The organism is Croceibacterium segetis, assembly GCF_011320115.1.
GTDB classification, from domain to species: domain Bacteria; phylum Pseudomonadota; class Alphaproteobacteria; order Sphingomonadales; family Sphingomonadaceae; genus Croceibacterium_B; species Croceibacterium_B segetis.
Map to the genome: position 1 here is coordinate 284437 of NZ_JAANOZ010000001.1, position 15808 is coordinate 300244.

The 15808-nt window shown below is 67.6% G+C and carries 15 protein-coding genes and 1 tRNA gene; 5 read left to right on the plus strand and 11 right to left on the minus strand.

Annotated elements, in window-relative coordinates:
• Nucleotides 1-5 precede the first annotated feature (5 nt).
• The gene (locus tag G7B69_RS01445) at nt 6-1763 is read right to left on the minus strand and encodes a cation:proton antiporter domain-containing protein (RefSeq protein WP_166175306.1); all 1758 of its coding nucleotides are present in this window, start codon (nt 1761-1763) and stop codon (nt 6-8) included.
• A 120-nt stretch (nt 1764-1883) separates the two neighbouring features.
• On the opposite strand from G7B69_RS01445, the gene G7B69_RS01450 reads away from it, so the two are divergent.
• Nucleotides 1884-2093 carry a hypothetical protein gene (locus tag G7B69_RS01450; RefSeq protein ID WP_166175308.1) on the plus strand — a complete coding sequence of 70 codons (210 nt, stop codon included), beginning with the start codon at nt 1884-1886 and terminating at the stop codon, nt 2091-2093.
• A gap of 3 nt (nt 2094-2096) precedes the next feature.
• On the opposite strand, the gene G7B69_RS01455 is transcribed toward G7B69_RS01450, so the two are convergent.
• From G7B69_RS01455 to cpdR, 6 genes are all read right to left on the minus strand, one after another.
• A complete protein-coding gene (locus G7B69_RS01455) occupies nt 2097-3332 on the minus strand; it encodes an NADP-dependent isocitrate dehydrogenase (protein ID WP_166175310.1) in 1236 nt (411 codons plus the stop codon).
• A gap of 285 nt (nt 3333-3617) precedes the next feature.
• Nucleotides 3618-4712, minus strand: a complete 1095-nt coding sequence (locus G7B69_RS01460; protein ID WP_243414979.1) for an NAD(P)/FAD-dependent oxidoreductase — start codon at nt 4710-4712, stop codon at nt 3618-3620.
• Nucleotides 4691-5377, minus strand: a complete 687-nt coding sequence (locus tag G7B69_RS01465; RefSeq protein ID WP_166175314.1) for a methyltransferase domain-containing protein — start codon at nt 5375-5377, stop codon at nt 4691-4693. The genes G7B69_RS01460 and G7B69_RS01465 overlap by 22 nt, the downstream gene beginning before the upstream one ends.
• Nucleotides 5367-6428, minus strand: a complete 1062-nt coding sequence (locus tag G7B69_RS01470) for a type III polyketide synthase (RefSeq protein WP_166175317.1) — start codon at nt 6426-6428, stop codon at nt 5367-5369. The genes G7B69_RS01465 and G7B69_RS01470 overlap by 11 nt, the downstream gene beginning before the upstream one ends.
• A gap of 91 nt (nt 6429-6519) precedes the next feature.
• Nucleotides 6520-6594 (minus strand) — tRNA-Val (locus G7B69_RS01475).
• 74 nt (nt 6595-6668) lie between these two features.
• Complete coding sequence (gene cpdR, locus G7B69_RS01480) at nt 6669-7043, minus strand: cell cycle two-component system response regulator CpdR (RefSeq protein ID WP_166175319.1); 375 nt, start codon at nt 7041-7043, stop codon at nt 6669-6671.
• 117 nt (nt 7044-7160) lie between these two features.
• Here cpdR and G7B69_RS01485 point away from each other — a divergent pair, with 117 nt between their 5' ends.
• Complete coding sequence (locus G7B69_RS01485) at nt 7161-8105, plus strand: N-formylglutamate amidohydrolase (protein ID WP_243414980.1); 945 nt, start codon at nt 7161-7163, stop codon at nt 8103-8105.
• Nucleotides 8106-8341: 236 nt separating this feature from the next.
• On the opposite strand, the gene G7B69_RS01490 is transcribed toward G7B69_RS01485, so the two are convergent.
• Both G7B69_RS01490 and G7B69_RS01495 read right to left on the minus strand, forming a co-directional pair.
• Nucleotides 8342-9133, minus strand: coding sequence for a SapC family protein (locus tag G7B69_RS01490; protein ID WP_166175321.1), 792 nt, complete (start codon nt 9131-9133; stop codon nt 8342-8344).
• A gap of 66 nt (nt 9134-9199) precedes the next feature.
• On the minus strand, nt 9200-10645 hold the full coding sequence (locus tag G7B69_RS01495; RefSeq protein WP_166175323.1) for an FAD-binding oxidoreductase: 1446 nt from the start codon (nt 10643-10645) through the stop codon (nt 9200-9202).
• A 133-nt stretch (nt 10646-10778) separates the two neighbouring features.
• On the opposite strand from G7B69_RS01495, the gene G7B69_RS01500 reads away from it, so the two are divergent.
• Nucleotides 10779-11264, plus strand: coding sequence for a hypothetical protein (locus G7B69_RS01500; RefSeq protein ID WP_166175325.1), 486 nt, complete (start codon nt 10779-10781; stop codon nt 11262-11264).
• Between the two features lie 130 nt (nt 11265-11394).
• The gene (locus G7B69_RS01505) at nt 11395-12786 is read left to right on the plus strand and encodes a DEAD/DEAH box helicase (protein WP_166175327.1); all 1392 of its coding nucleotides are present in this window, start codon (nt 11395-11397) and stop codon (nt 12784-12786) included.
• Here G7B69_RS01505 and G7B69_RS01510 read toward each other — a convergent pair.
• Nucleotides 12783-12947: a hypothetical protein gene (locus G7B69_RS01510; RefSeq protein ID WP_166175329.1), complete on the minus strand. Its 165-nt coding sequence runs from the start codon at nt 12945-12947 to the stop codon at nt 12783-12785. The genes G7B69_RS01505 and G7B69_RS01510 overlap by 4 nt on opposite strands.
• 104 nt (nt 12948-13051) lie before the next feature.
• On the opposite strand from G7B69_RS01510, the gene G7B69_RS01515 reads away from it, so the two are divergent.
• Nucleotides 13052-13399 (plus strand): hypothetical protein, encoded by a 348-nt coding sequence (locus G7B69_RS01515; protein ID WP_166175331.1) that lies wholly within the window; start codon nt 13052-13054, stop codon nt 13397-13399.
• Nucleotides 13400-13402: 3 nt separating this feature from the next.
• Here the strand turns inward: G7B69_RS01515 and G7B69_RS01520 are convergent, their stop codons facing one another.
• Nucleotides 13403-15709 (minus strand): ATP-dependent helicase, encoded by a 2307-nt coding sequence (locus G7B69_RS01520; protein ID WP_243414981.1) that lies wholly within the window; start codon nt 15707-15709, stop codon nt 13403-13405.
• Between the last annotated feature and the right edge of the window lie 99 nt (nt 15710-15808).

The window sequence follows — 15808 nt, forward strand, 5'->3', positions numbered from 1 at the left end:
CCGCCTCAGCTCGGTAGCGAGGTGGTCCGCAGCTTGGGCTTGTGCTCGAGCGCGGCGCCCTCGCGGATGCTTTCGCGGTACTCGTCGCGCTTTTCGTGGATGCTGGCGATCACCGGGCCCATCGCCACGCCCAGATCGACCAGCACTGCCTCGCTGAGCTGCAGCGAGGCCTCGAGCGTCTCGGGCACTGCGGTGCTCGCGCCGGCCTTGTAGAGCTCGGCAGCGTGGCGGGTGTCACGCGCGCGGGCGATGATCGGGATGTCCGGGTGCGCGGCGCGCACCTTGCGGGTCAGCCGTTGGGCGAGCACCGGCTCGTCCATCGTCAGCACCACGGCCGGCGCCAGGGCGAGCCCGAGCCGTTCGAGCACGTCGAGCCGTGCGGCGTTGCCGAACACCGCGTGGTAGCCCTCGCGCTTGCATTGGGCGATCATGTCCGCGTCGGAATCGAGCGCCACGTAGGGCCGCCCGTGGCGCGCGAGCATGTCGGCCACCAGCCGTCCTACGCGCCCGCAGCCGACGATTACTACTCGCGGTTCGTCGGGATCGGCGGGCGCCACCGCCGGTGCGGGCTCGACTTGCCGGGCGACCAGCCTGCCGACCTTGGCAAGGAGTGGCGTGACGGTCAGCCCGATGGCGGTGACGATCTGCCAGAACTGTGCGGTGCCGGGCTGGATCAGCGCGGCACCGGTGGCGACTCCGAGGACGATCAGCGTGGTCTCCGATGGGCTCGCCATGAGGATGCCGGTTTCGGTTGCCGTGCTGCGCCGCGCGCCCATCAGCCACAGCAGCACGCCGGTGACGAGCGCCTTGAGCGTCAGGACGGCAACCACCGCCAAGGCGATGCTGCCGAAGTTGGCCCATACCATGCCGAGGTCGACGCTCATGCCCACGGTGAGCAGGAACACGCCGAGCGCGAGGCCCTTGAAGGGGTCGATGATCCCCTCGACCTCGGCCTGGTATTCGGTCTCGGCGATAAGCAATCCGGCGACCAGCGCGCCGACGATCGGCGACAGGCCGACCAGCGCGGTGGCCAGGCTGGCGCCGATCACGACCAGCAGGCTGGCGGCGAGGAACAGCTCGGGGCTCTTGGTCCGCGCCGCCTGGGCGAACAGCAGCGGAAGCGCGAAGCGACCGACGACCATCATTACGATCACCACCAGCAGGCCCTGCCAGATCGTCTCGAACAGCAATCCCAGTCCTTCGCCCGCGGCCGCCGGAGAAATCGCGCCGAGCAGGAAGATGATCGGCACCAGCGCGATGTCCTCGAACAGCAGCATCGACAGCGCGGCGCGGCCGACCGGCGTCTGCGTGCCGGCGATCGGCAGCACTAGCGCGGTCGAGGAGAGCGCCAGCGCGAGGCCGAGCCCGAGCGCGCCAGTCCAGTGCTGGCCCATCAGCATCAGCAGGCCGCCAAGCAGCAGCCCGATCGCCAGCAGCTCGAGCGCGCCGAGCCCGAAGACCAGCCGCCGCATCGTCCACAGGCGGTTGAACGACAGCTCGAGGCCGATGGTGAACAGCAGAAGCGTCACGCCGAATTCGGCGAACGGCGCCAGCCCTTCGGGATCGGTGATGGTGACCCAGGTCAGCCACGGCGCTTGCGGGACCAGTCGCCCGAGGCCGAAGGGCCCGACCAGCACGCCGACGAGGATGAACCCGATCACCGGCGTGATCCGCAGCCGGGCGAACAGCGGGATGACGATCCCCGCCGCGCCGAGAATCACCAGCGCGTCGGACAGGAAGGGGGAGATCGCTTCGCCGTGCATCGGCTTCCTATGTCAGACGGAGCGTTGTCGCGACAATCGCGCGATTCACTCGATGCTCACCAAAGCCTCATGACCAACCCCTGGCGAAGCGCCCAGCGTGCCCAGCGGAAGGAACCCGCCATGACCCTGACCGAACCGTACCGCATCGCCGCGCCGGCCGCATTCCTGCTGGCCCTGCCGGCCGCGATTTTCGCGGCAACCTGCTTCATCGCCATCGACCGTCATTCGCACTCGGTCAGCGACACGCTCTACGGCATCTACCCGTTCTGGGGCACGACCTTCCTCTTGTGGGACTGGCTCGTGCGCCGGCTGGCCGAAGCCAAGCGCTGAGCCTCAGGCCTCGGCGGTCTCCCAGGTCGCCATTTCGGCTTCGAGGTTCTGCACGATCGCCTCGAAGAACTGCTCGGTGGTCATCCACGCCTGGTCGGGGCCGATCAGCAGCGCGAGGTCCTTGGTCATCTGGCCCTTCTCGACCGTCTGGACGCAGACCTTCTCGAGCGTCTCGGCGAAACGCACGACGTCGGGCGTGTTGTCGAAGCGGCCGCGATAGATCAGCCCGCGGGTCCAGGCGAAGATGCTGGCGATCGGGTTGGTGCTGGTCGCCTTGCCCTGCTGGTGCTGGCGATAATGGCGGGTGACGGTGCCGTGCGCCGCCTCGGCCTCGACCGTCTTGCCGTCGGGCGTCATCAGTACGCTGGTCATCAGGCCGAGCGAGCCGAAGCCCTGCGCCACCTGGTCGGACTGCACGTCGCCGTCGTAGTTCTTGCAAGCCCAGATGAACTTGCCGCTCCACTTGAGCGCGCTGGCGACCATATCGTCGATCAGGCGATGCTCGTAAGTGATCCCGGCGGCCTCGAACTTCTCGCGGAAACCCTCGGTGTCGAAGACCTGCTGGAACAGGTCCTTGAAGCGCCCGTCATAGGCCTTGATGATGGTGTTCTTGGTGCTCAGGTACAGCGGCCAGCCGCGGTCGAGCGCGTAGTTCATGCTCGCGCGGGCGAAGTCGCGGATCGAATCGTCGAGATTGTACATCGACATCGCCACGCCGCTGGACGGGAACTGGAAGACCTCGCGATCGATCACCTTGCCGTCCTCGCCTTCGAACACCAGGCGCAGCTTGCCGGGGCCAGGGACGAGGAAATCGGTCGCGCGATACTGGTCGCCGAAGGCATGGCGGCCGACCACGATCGGGTCGGTCCAGCCGGGGATCAGCCGCGGCACGTTGGAAATCACGATCGGCTCGCGGAAGATCGTCCCGCCGAGGATGTTGCGGATCGTCCCGTTCGGGCTCTTGTACATCTCGTGAAGGTGGAACTCCTCCACCCGCGCCTCGTCCGGGGTGATCGTCGCGCACTTCACGCCGACGCCGTATTGCTTGATCGCATTGGCGCAATCGACGGTGATCTGGTCGCGCGTCTCGTCGCGCTTCTCGATGCCGAGGTCGTAATACTTCAGGTCGACGTCGAGGTACGGCAGGATCAGCTGTTCGCGGATCCATTGCCAGATGATCCGCGTCATCTCGTCGCCGTCGATCTCGACGATCGGGTTCGCAACCTTGATCTTCGCCATGGGAGTCCTTGAAGTGCTCTGAGTGGAAGTTGGCGCGTCCTTACGGAGCGAGGCGAGGGAGCGCAAGCGCGCCCCGAACAGGGTGACAGTTTACGGACCCTGTCACCCTGGTGTCGCCCACAAAACCGCGCATTTCCGCGTGTTTGCGGGCAGCGCGACGGGTGACACTTCTCCTACCCAAATTCATGGAGCGAGCACCGAAGGCGCGGACGGGTAAGTGACAGGCCCAGCGACACCATCATCAGAACATAAGCAGAACAAGTCGATGTAGGAAAGAACTTTCGGCTAATGCAGCCGCGTCGCGTCGACCAGCCGCGAAATGAGGCCTGGCGCGAGGCGCGCCGCGGCGAGGCCGAGGCGGGTGATGGCCGGCCGCTCGGCGAGGCCCCAGGCCGCTCCGGCCCACATCAGCGGTCCGCGAACACGCTCGTGGAGCGCCTGCTGGTAAGCGGGAGCCGCCTCCGCGGCGCCGGTGAGCCAGGCCTCCGCCGCGGCGATGCCGCTGGCGAGCGCGATGTCGATCCCTTCGCCGGCCAGCGAGGGGATAACCGCCGCCTGGTCGCCGAGCCGGAACACGCCGGGCTCGGTCGCCTGCGCGCTCCAACCGTAAGGGACCGAGCCGATCGTATCGACCCGCGCCTCGCGCCAGCCGGCTTCGAGCCGCAAGGCGAAATGCGGATGGCCGGCCGCAAGGCGGGCGAGCAGTTCCATCGGATTGGCGCCTGCCTCGCCTATGAGCGACTTGCGAACCGCCAGGCAGACGTTCGCGCTGCCGTCTTCCTGAAGCACGATCCCGGCGTAGCCGCCATCGAACAAGTGCAGCTCTATGGTGTTCGCCAGGCGCTTCGCGAGACCGGAGGAAGGCGCGAGCCGCACGCGCAGGCCAAGCGCCGGATCCTTGGCCGAGCGAGGCCGCGCGGTTCCGCGCAGGTCGTGCTTGCCGGTGGCGAGGAACAGGCTCTCGGCCCGCCACTCGTGCGCGCGGCCGGTCACGTGCAATCCTTCGACCTGGCGGACCGTATCGATCGCCAGTTCCGCGCCCGCCGCGAGGGCGCTTTCTCGCAGGGCGGTGTCGAGCGCCTTGCGTGACAGGCCGAACGCGCGCTGGGGCAGGGCGATCTCGACTGGTCTGCCTTCGCCGAACAGCAGCAACCGCTCGATCGGGTGCCCGCCAAGCGTTTCGGGATCAACGCCGAGTCCATGCAGCCGCTGGGCGGTGCGCCAGCTCAGGAAGCCGCCGCAGAGCGCGTCACCGGCTTCGGCGTCGCGATCGACCAGCAGCGGCTTGGCTCCGCCGCGCGCGAGGACGATCGCCGCGGCGCAGCCCGCCGGGCCAGCGCCGACCACCAGCGGGCCTTTCAGCGGATCTTCTCGACGCACAGCCGGAAGGGGAAGCGGCGGCGCACGCGGGCGCCCTCGACCCCCGCCTCGGCGAGCAGCGGCGGCCATTCGGCCGGGCGATAACTGCGCGCGATCGAGGTCGTGCCGTCGAGCCGGACGATGCGGTGCCAGCCCATCAGGCTGGCGAGCAAGGGGAACGACGCGTGCGCGAAGCCGTGGCGGTGGAGGTCGTTGACGAACCAGCCGCGCGCGCTCTCGCGGTCCATGAAGCGCAGGAAGGCAATGAGCTGATCGTGGCTCATGTGGTGCGCGACCAGGCTCGAGATCACGCAATCGAACCCTTCGCCGGCCAGCGCCGCGTAGTCGCCGGCGAGGTAGCGAATGGGCGTGCCGGGGGAGGTCGCCTCGAGAGCCGCGGCGACGCTGCGGGGATTGAGATCGACGCCGGTGAGTTCGGCGGCAATCCCGCGCCGGCCGGCCCAGCGGGCGATCTGGCGCAGCATGTCGCCGTCACCGAAGCCGACGTCGAGCAGGCGCAAGGTCTTGCGCGAGCCGACTGCCCGCGAGAGGAAATCGAGCGTCGGCCGGTAGGCGAAGGTCGTGCGGTTGACCTTGGCCAGGTCGTGAAGCACGGCGCTGTACGTCCCGGGGTCGAGCGCCGGGTCGTCCATCAACTCGTCCACCTGGAGCCTGCTAGTGAGCATCGCCTTCGGTCCAGCCGAAGCGGAAGCCCTCCATCGCCAGGCCCGGTCCGAAAGCCATCGCCACGCCGGTCGCCGGGCGGCGCGGCATGATCTTCTCCAGCACGAACAGGATCGTCGCCGACGACATGTTGCCGCAGGCGCGCAGTACTTCGCGCGATTCGGCGAGCGCGCCCTGGCCAAGCGCAAATGCGCGCTCGACCGCGTCGAGGATGGACTTGCCGCCGGGGTGGACCGCCCAGGCGTCGATATCGATCGCGTCGCTGCCGTCGAGGACTGTATCGGCCAGCGCGGGCTCGGCCAGCGCTTTGGCCAGTCTCCCCGGCACTTCGCCCGACAGGTTCATCGCGAAGCCGGTGTCGCCGATCGTCCAGGTGATCAGCGTATCGCTTTCCTCCAGCGTCGCCGAAAGGCCTTCGCCGATGGCGAGGCCGGGACCTTCGGCCGAGACGATGGCCGCCGCGGCGCCGTCGCTGAACTGTGCCATCGCCAGCATCGATTCGAGCCCGGCGACCTCCTGCAAGTGCAGGCTGCACAGCTCGACCGTGACGACCAGCACGCGCGCCGACGGGTCGGAGCGAACGAGGTGACCGGCAGTTCTCAAGGCCGTGGCCCCGGCGTAGCAACCCATGAATCCGACCACGAGCCGCTCGACATGACCCGGCAGGCCGAGCGCGCGGGCGATGATCTGGTCGACTCCCGGCGCCACGAAGCCGGTGCAACTGGCGACGACGAGGTGCGTGACTTCGCCGATATCGGGCAAGCCGCGGATGGCTTCGAGCGCCAGCTTCGGCGCCTCCCTGGCATAGACCGCCATTCGCTCGGCCGTCGTCGGCTGCGTGGCGCGGGTGTAGAAGCGGCCCTCCTCGAGCCCGGCGTCGTCGCCGAGCACCGACCAGCGATGCTCGATGCCCGATCGCTCCGCCATCCGCCCGAACAAGCGGGCTTCGCGCGGATCCGAAAGCTGCGTCTGCGCCCATTGGCGATAGTCGTTGTCGACGTCGGTGGACGGGATGGCGCCGCTTATGGCGTTGATGCGCGCAACCGTCTTCATGCCTGTCATGTGGGGCAGATAGGCGCCCGGGGTTCAATTGATAGGACGGGAGGCACAAAAAAGGCGCCGCAGGGCGCCTTCTTCGCTTCGATGGTGGGCGTAGCAAGGATTGAACTTGCGACCCCCGCGATGTCAACACGGTGCTCTACCACTGAGCTATACGCCCGCACCATCGGATCAGGCCGGGAGCGAGCCCCGCGGCAGGGGCGCCCTCTAGCGCCGCCCCGCTGGCCTTTCAAGTTACAAAGACGCGGTCGCCCGATCCTCGAACATGCGCTCGACCTCGAGCACCAGGTCCTTGAGGTGGAACGGCTTCGAGAGCACCTTGCTCTGGGGCACTTCGTGGCTCGGGCGGAGCGAAACCGCGGCGAAGCCGGTGATGAACATCACCTTGGTGCGCGGGCTCGTTTCCGAGCAGCGCTGGGCGAGCTCGATGCCGTCCATTTCGGGCATCACGATGTCCGACAGCAGGAGGTCGAAATGCTCTTCTTCAAGCAGCGGCAGGGCCGCGGTCCCGCGATCGACCGCGGCGACCGAATAGCCGGCGTTCTCGAGCGCCCGCACCAGGTAGGTGCGCATCGCTTCGTCGTCCTCGGCCAGCAGGATACGGATCATCGGGTTTCCCTCGTTGCTCTAAGGCCGGCAAATAATCCACGCCCCGTTAAAAATCTTGCCCGTTCTGGCGAGTGCCCTGCTTTGACACAGCAAGGCCGAAAGGGCAGCTAAGCAAACGTGATTCCCGACTCCACGCTTCCGCCGGATTACCAGACTATCGCCGGCGGCTCCATTCCCGGCGCTGCGGCCGGGCGCGCATATACCGTCTTCCGGCGTGAGCCGTCGCCGATCCCGGTGCTGCTTGCCGTTCCTCATGCCGGCAGGAGCTATCCGCCGGAGCTGCTGGGGCAGATGCGCGACGCCCCGGGGGCCGGGTTCAAGCTCGAGGACCGCTACGTCGACTTGCTCGCCCGCGCGGTCGCGCGCGAGACCGGCGCCGGCTTGCTGCTGGCGCACGCGCCGCGGGCGATGATCGACCTCAACCGCGCGCCCGAGGAGATGGACTGGGACATGCTCGCCGACGGCGACGACGGGGAAGCGCGCGAGACCTTCCGCACCGCGCGCCGCGCGCGCGGCGGCCTCGGTCTGGTGCCGCGGCGGCTGCCGGGCCTCGGCGAGATATGGAAGCGGCGGATGACCCGCGCCGAACTCGACGCGCGCCTTGCCGGGGTCCACGCACCCTATCACGCGGCGCTTGCCGGCGAGCTGAAGGCGATCAAGGGGCGGTGGGGGGCGGCGCTGCTGCTCGACCTCCACTCGATGCCGCCGCTGGGGCCCAAGCGCGGGTCGCAGGCCTCGGCCGACTTCGTCGTCGGCGACCGTTTCGGAAGCTCGTGCGACGGCGCGCTGTGCGCCGCGGCCTTCGACCACTTTGCCGCCGCCGGGCGCCGGGCGGCGCACAACCGGCCCTATGCGGGTGGATACGTGCTCGATCGCCATGCCGCGCCCGCGAGGTGCATCCACGGCCTGCAAATCGAAATCTGCCGCGCGGTCTATCTCGACGAGCGGTTGCAGGAGCCCGGCCAGGGCTTCGACGCGGTCGCCGAGCTGCTCACCGGCCTCGTCCGCCGGCTGGCGAGCGAGTTCGCCGCGCTAGGCTCGATGCGTCACGCCGCCGAATGAGACCTTGCCTGCGCTGCCGGTTCTGCCTTCGGCAGTGCTTCGCAACCGCAATTCGAGGGCAAGAAAAAACCACCTCGTGCATTACGCACGAGGTGGCCAAGGTTCAGGGAGGAGGCGCGCCGAAGCGCGCCTATCCGAACGGGCCATGAGGGAAGCGCCGCCCGGACCGATCCTACATAAGCGAGAGGCTCAAATGTTCAAGGCCGCTCGCGTCGCAAATTGTCGCTCGGTCCGGCCTAGGCGCTCGGTTCGACCTGCAGGTTGGGCATCGGAGCGGGCAGCTTGCCCTGCTGGACTTGCTTGCCGAATATGATCCGCATGATGTCCAGCGAGAAGAGGTGCGCGTAGATCAGCGGCAACAACCCGTTCTGGTTCCACGTCCGCAGCTTGTCGCCGCGCACTTCGACCAGGTTCTCCTGATTGATCATCTGGAAGCCGCGATAGACGTAAGGCTTGTCCGGGTCTTCCGGTCGCGCGATCGCCACTTCGCCGTCCATCAGCAGGTCGGCCGACTTGAGCTCTTCCATGAACTGCTGCGTGCGCATGCCGGCTTCCTCGAACTTCTGGCAGAAGTCCATCAGTTCCATCGTCGTTGCGCTCGGCTGGTCACCGTCGAACAGCGGATTGCCTTCGTCGCCCTCCTGGACCAGGCCGCTCTCGGGGTCGAAGCAAAGCGACATCGTCTCGCTGTTCGGATCGAGCCGGGCGAGCAGAAACGGATAGCGGCGGATGTAGGCGGGGATGTAGAAATCCTCCAGCGCCTTGCCCTCGTCGTCGAAGAACACGCTGACACCCTCGTTGAGCCCAAGCAACGCCAGCGGGACCGGGTTGTCGCCGACCGAGAACACGATCGGGAAGTGGCGGTGGGCGAGGGGGAACTCGTCGACGGTGAGCGGAATCGCATGCTGCCCGACGGCCCACGGCGCCCGATCCAGGGTGCGCGCGCGGTAGTTTGCGTGGTCGCGGCTGTTGAGCGGGGTGAGGTCTTTGTAGAACAGGGGCAACTGGGGCTGCGGCGCGCTGGCCATCGGGTCTCTCCGACAATGTGTTTGTTTCGCCTGCACGCACGTGCCCGGCCATTCGAAGCGCGCGCTTTACGGTCTGGCAGGCTCGCGCGCAAGCGGCACCAGCTTGCCCGGATTGAGCAGTCCCCGGGGATCGAGCGCCTGCTTGACCGCGCGCATCAGGTGCAGCTGGACCGGATCGCCGAGCCGCTCCAGTTCGTCACGTTTCAGCTGGCCAATGCCGTGCTCGGCGCTGATCGAGCCTTGCCATTGGGTGACAAGATCGTGCACGAAATAGCTGATTTCCTTACCTTCACTACGTTCCCATTCGCCGGGCTTGGCGCCTTCGGGGGCAAGCACGTGGTAATGCACGTTGCCATCGCCGAGGTGCCCAAAAGCGACCACCCGCACGCCCGGAAAACGCCCTTCGACCAGCGGCGAGGTATCTTCGATGAATGCCGCCATGCTTGCGACCGGTACCGAGATGTCGTGCTGCATCGCGGGGCCGAGCGCGCGCTCGGCGGGGGCGATCTCGTCGCGCAAGAGCCAGAAGGCCTCGGCCTGCGCCTCGTTGGCGGCGATCGTCGCATCCTCCACGAGCCCGGCTTCGAACGCGCTTTCGAGCAGCGTCTGCGCCAGCGCCGGCAACGCATCGGCCTGCGCACGGTCGGCGGCCAGCTCGATCAGCGCGTTCCAGGCGTGTTCGCCGGCGAGCGGATTGCGCGAGCCGGGGACATGCGCGAGCACCGCCTCGAGGCTGTGTCGCGGCATGATTTCAAAGCCCTCGAGAGCGCCGCCGGCAATCCGTTCGGCATGCGCCAGCAACTTCGGCGCATCGCCGACCGAGCCGAGCCCGGCCCACAGCACCGCACGGTCAGCCAGCGCCGGGAGCAGCCGCAGAGTCGCCGCTGTGACGATCCCGAGCGTGCCTTCGGACCCGATCAGCATTTGCTTGAGGTCGAACCCGCGGTTGTCCTTCTTGAGCGAGGTCAGCGCGTCGAACACGCTGCCGTCGGCCAGCACCGCCTCGATCCCGAGCACTTGCGCGCGCATCGATCCGTGGCGCAGCACTTGCGTCCCGCCGGCGTTGGTCGAGATCAGTCCGCCGACCGTCGCACTGCCCTTGCCGCCGAGCGTCAACGGGAAGCGCAGCCCCTCGGCTGCGGCCGCCTCGTGCAGCGTTTGCAGGATCACGCCGGCCTCGCACACGGCCTCGCGCGCTTGCGGATCGAGCCGGCGAATCGCGTTCATGCGCCGCAGCGAGAGCAGGATTGCCGCGCCGCTGTCGTCGGGCGTGGCGCCGCCGCACATCCCACTGTTGCCGCCCTGGGGCACGATGGGCACATCATGCTCAGCGCACAATTTGACGAGCGCCGCCACTTGGGCGGTCGAGTCGGGCGAGGCGAGACCGAGCGCCTTGCCGGTGTAACGCCCGCGCCAGTCGGTCAGCCACGGCCCGACCAGTTCGGGATCGCGCGTGAAACCGCGCGGGCCCAGGAGTGCGGTTGCCGCCTCGATAAAGTCCGCTGTTGCCATTGGGCAACGCTCTGCCAGCGTCCGCAGCCTGTTGCAAAGGGCAAACGGCGAGTTAAGCGAACATTCAAGCGCCGCCACTAACGACTGGCGCGACTGGCCGGGCAATCGGCCGCCAGGGACCCAGCCTCATCGGATGAACAGCTTTGCCGCCATTGTCGCCGTTCTTGCGCTGGCCGTGCCGGGGCCGTCCGACGTCGACGCGTTTGGCGATTTTCGCGGCAGCTATCGGCCCGAGGTGCAAAACCAGATCCAGATCGAGCAGCGCGTGATCATCCGTCTGGTGCCCAGCCCGCCGGCGATGCGGCGCGAGGTCTTCGACGCCCCGCGCGCCGAGCGGCCGGTACGCTACAAGGAAAAGAAGCTCAGCCGCTGCGTGCCGATCGACCAGATCGACGGCATTGCCCCGCTGCAGAACCGTCTGCTGCTGTTCATGCACGACCACCGCCTCCTCAGCGCCACGCTCGAGCGCGTTTGCGATCCCGACGCGTTCTATCTGGGCGCCTCGGTCGAGCGCAACGCCGACGGCCGCCTGTGCTCCGGCCGCGACATGTTACGGTCGCGCACCGGGGCGAGTTGCCAGATCTCCCGCATCAACCGGCTGGTGGCGCTGAAGGATTGAGCTGCCGGGCTCGGCGCGTTCCTTGACTTTTGCCCCTCCGTCCGCCTAGGGGCGCGACGGCCCCCGGGAACTTGCCCGCGCGCCAATCCTTGGCGTTTTGCGCCAGCATTAGACCCGGACAACACACCCGATGAAATTTGCCGATCTCGGCCTCTCTGACGAATTGCTGCAAGCGGTCGAAGCCGCCGGCTACACCGAGCCGACGCCGATCCAGGCGCAAGCGATCCCGCAAGTCCAGATGATGAAGGACGTGATCGCGATCGCCCAGACGGGCACAGGCAAGACTGCCAGCTTCGTGCTGCCGATGATCGACATCCTCGCCCACGGCCGCCGCCGGGCGCGAATGCCGCGTTCGCTCATCCTCGAGCCGACTCGCGAGCTCGCCCAGCAGGTGGCCGAGAACTTCGAGAAGTACGGCACCAATCACGACCTCAAGATGGCGCTGCTCATCGGCGGCGTGCAGATGGGCGACCAGGTCAAGGCGCTCGACGAAGGGGTTGACGTGCTGATCGCTACTCCCGGGCGGCTGATGGACTTGTTCGGCCGCGGCAAGATCCTGCTGACCGGCTGCGACCTGCTGGTGATCGACGAGGCCGACCGGATGCTCGACATGGGCTTCATCCCCGACATCGAGTTCATCTGCGAGAAGCTGCCGGCCAACCGCCAGACGCTGCTGTTCTCGGCGACGATGCCGCCGCCGATCAAGAAGCTGGCCGACAAGTTCCTGACGAACCCGAAATACATCGAGGCCGCCCGCCCGGCGACCGCGAACATCAATATCGAGCAGTTCAAGGTCAAGGTATCCTCGCGCGAGAAGCGCGATACGCTGGTCTCGCTGCTGCGCGGCGACGACGTCACCAGCGCGCTGATCTTCGCCAACCGCAAGACCACCGTGCGCGAGCTCAACAAGAGCCTCAAGCGATCGGGCTTCTCGACCGGTGAGATCCACGGCGACATGGACCAGGGCAGCCGCATCGCGGAGCTCGACCGGTTCAAGAAGGGCGAGATCAATATCCTCGTCGCCAGCGACGTCGCCGCGCGCGGGCTCGACATCAAGGGCGTCAGCCACGTGTTCAACTACGACACGCCGTGGCATCCGGACGATTACATCCACCGTATCGGCCGAACGGGGCGCGCCGGGGCCAAAGGCAAGGCCTTCACGATGGTCACGCCCGAGGATGCCGAGGCGATCGCCAACGTCGAGAAACTCACCGGCATGGCCATCGCCGAGTACGGAGCGAGCAAAGGCGAGCAACGCGAGCCGCAGGAACGCGAGCAAGCGCCGCGCGAACGCGCCGCCGATGATCGGCCACGCCGTGGCAGGTCCCGGCGGCAAGAGCCGCGCGAGGAAGAGCCGAATGTCGAAAAGGTTCGCGAGGAACGGCCGCGCGCCGAAAAACCTGCCCCGGCGAAGCGCCAGCCTGCTCCGCGCCGCGAGCCGGAACCGGAGGCGGTCGACGGCGACGACGACGGCGACTGGAACGGCCCGGTGCCGGGCTTCCTCGCCCGCTCGGCGCTCTAACCGCAGAGGTTCTTCGCGTTATCGCCGCCCTTGCGCCCCTCGCGGTCGCGGGGGTTGCACTCGTCCGCATCGCGCGATTCCTGTTCCTGCTGGCGAATGTCGTGGCCGCTCGATCCGCGCCGTTCCTCGCCGGCCTGGGTGTTGTGCGTCTTACTCGGCATGATGCTCTCCTTGCTCGGAAAACGCGTTGGCGGAACCGAGTTTTCCCGCAGTCTAATTTGCGGTAGGATGATGGGGGGTCGACGCGCTCGAGGGGAGGGTGCCGATGACGGTCTACAAGGGGGGATTTCGCAAGGCGGGGCCGCGACTTTTCTGGCGGCCGGTTTGCTTCACGAACGAGGACAAGGCGGCGTTCTGGGCGGTCGCCATGGTCGGGGCCGCGGCCGAAGCTGCGCTAACCGGTTTCGTGATCGGCGCCGTCGTTGGGGCTTGCTATGGCTTTTGGCTGGCGTGGAACGCCGCGTGCCCCGAGTGCGGCTCGTGCATCGAGATACTCGGTATCCAGACGTTGTGGCCGTTCAGTCTGTTCCTGCCCTCGGTCGTTCCGGTGGTTCCGATCGTCGCCCGGCCAAGCACCGCGGATTGCCCGATGATTCCGCCGGGTTGTCCCTGAAGCTCACGCTGGCCTGACGAAGCTGTCGATCACGCGCTTGCGGCCGCTCGTCTCGAATTCGATTTCGAGCTTGTTGCCTTCCTGGCCGACCACCTCGCCATAGCCGAACTTGTCGTGGAACACGCGCGCGCCGAGCCGCAAGTCACTGCGCGGCTTGGCGGCGAAACTGGCGGCGCTGCGGCCGGGCTCGGCGAGGCGCTTGGGCGCCGGATCGTAGCCGCCGGTCAGCGCGCGCTGCCAGCCGGGGCCCCGCGCCCGGCTGCGATCGGGGCGGTCGCGGCTGACGTGGGCGAACGGGTCTTCCGTCTCGGACCAGTTGGCGCGCCACAACGAGGCGCCGCCGGTGAGGGTGGTCTCCTCATCGATGTGCTCGGCTGGCAGCTCGGCGATGAAGCGGCTGGGGATCGAGCTCGACCACTGGCCGTAGATCCGCCGGTTCGCGGCGTGGAGGATGGTGCACCGGCGTCGCGCGCGCGTGATCGCCACGTAGGCCAGCCGTCGCTCTTCCTCGAGCGCGGCGAGGCCGCCCTCGTCAAGCGCCCGCTGCGAAGGGAACACGCCTTCCTCCCAGCCGGGCAGGAAGACATTGTCGAACTCGAGGCCCTTAGCGGCGTGGATGGTCATGATGGTGACCTTCTCCTCGTCGTCGTTGGCATCGTTATCCATCACCAGGCTGACGTGCTCGAGGAAATCGCCGAGCGTTTCGTAATCCTCCATTGCGCGCGCCAGCTCGGCGAGGTTGTCGAGCCGACCGGCGCTCTCGGCCGAGCGCTCGGCCTTGAGCATGGCATCGTAGCCGGTCTCTTCGAGCACTGTGCGCAGCAAGTCCGACGGCGTGACGGTTGCGGCCAGCTCGCGCCAGCGCAGGAAGCCGCCCATCAGCGAAGCGATCGTAGCGCGCGCCCGCGCGGGCAGCTCGTCGCTGTCGGCCAGTTCGAGCGCGGCGGCGGCGAGCGGTATGCCGGTGGCACGGGCGTGGCGGTGCATCGTTTCGAGCGCCTTGGCGCCGAGGCCGCGCTTGGGCTGGTTGTGGATGCGCTCGAACGCCAGGTCGTCGGCCGGCTGGGCGATGACGCGAAGGTAGGCCAGCGCGTCGCGGATTTCGGCGCGTTCGTAGAAGCGGAAGCCGCCGATGATGCGGTAGCTGAGGCCGATCTGGATGAAGCGGTCCTCGAATTCGCGCGTCTGGTACTGCGCGCGGACGAGGATCGCCACGCCTTCGAGCGAGGCGCCCTCGCGCTCGATGCGCTCGATCTCCTCGCCGACGCGGCGCGCTTCCTCGGGGGCGTCCCACACGCCGATCACGCGGACCTTGTCGCCGCCGCCCTGCTCGGTCCACAAGGTCTTGCCGAGGCGCTCGGAATTGGCGGCGATCAGCCCCGAGGCGGCAGCCAGGATCGGCGGGGTCGAACGGTAATTCTGCTCGAGCCGGATCACCTTGGCGCCGGGAAAATCCTTCTCGAACCGCAGGATATTGGCGACTTCTGCGCCTCTCCATGAATAGATCGACTGGTCGTCGTCACCGACCACGCAGATGTTCTTGCGCTCCTGCGCCAGCAGCCGCAGCCACAGGTACTGCACCGAGTTGGTGTCCTGGTACTCGTCGACGAGGATGTACTTGAAGCGCTGCTGATAGCCCTTGAGGATGTCCGGCTCGCGCCGCAGCACGTTGAGCATGTGGAGCATCAGGTCGCCGAAATCGCAGGCGTTGAGCGCCTTCAGCCGTGCCTGGTAGAGTTCGTAGAACTGCTTGCCCTTGCCGTTGGCGTAAGCCTCGTTCTCCACGGCATCGAGATCGCCGGGGTTGAGCCCGCGGTTCTTCCAGCGGTCGATCAGCCCGGCCAGTTGCCGCGCCGGCCAGCGCTTCTCGTCGAGATCGTTCTCGGTGATCAGCTGCTTGAGCAGGCGCAGCTGGTCGTCGGTGTCGATGATCGTGTAGTTCGCCTGCAGCCCGACCAGCTCGGCGTGCCGGCGGAGCATCCTGGCGCAAATCGAATGGAAGGTGCCGAGCCACGGCATTCCCTCGACCGCGTCGCCGATCAGCTGGCCGACGCGATGCCGCATTTCGCGCGCGGCCTTGTTGGTGAAGGTGACGCAAAGGATCTCGCTCGGCCAGGCGCGGCGGCTGCGGATCAGGTGGGCGAGGCGCGCGGTCAGCGCGGCGGTCTTCCCGGTTCCGGCGCCGGCCAGCATCAGCACCGGTCCCTCGGTAGTGAGCACCGCTTCCTTCTGCGGCGGATTGAGCCCGTCGAGCCACGCCGGAGCTTCGTCGGCGGTGCTCGCGGGGGCGGGAAGGGCGGGGTCGCTCACAGTGAACAGCTAGGGAACAGACGCCCCCCACGCAACCCCGCCGGCGGAACAACCGCCATGGGCGGCGGTTCCCCTGACGACAGGAGAATTCGATGGAGA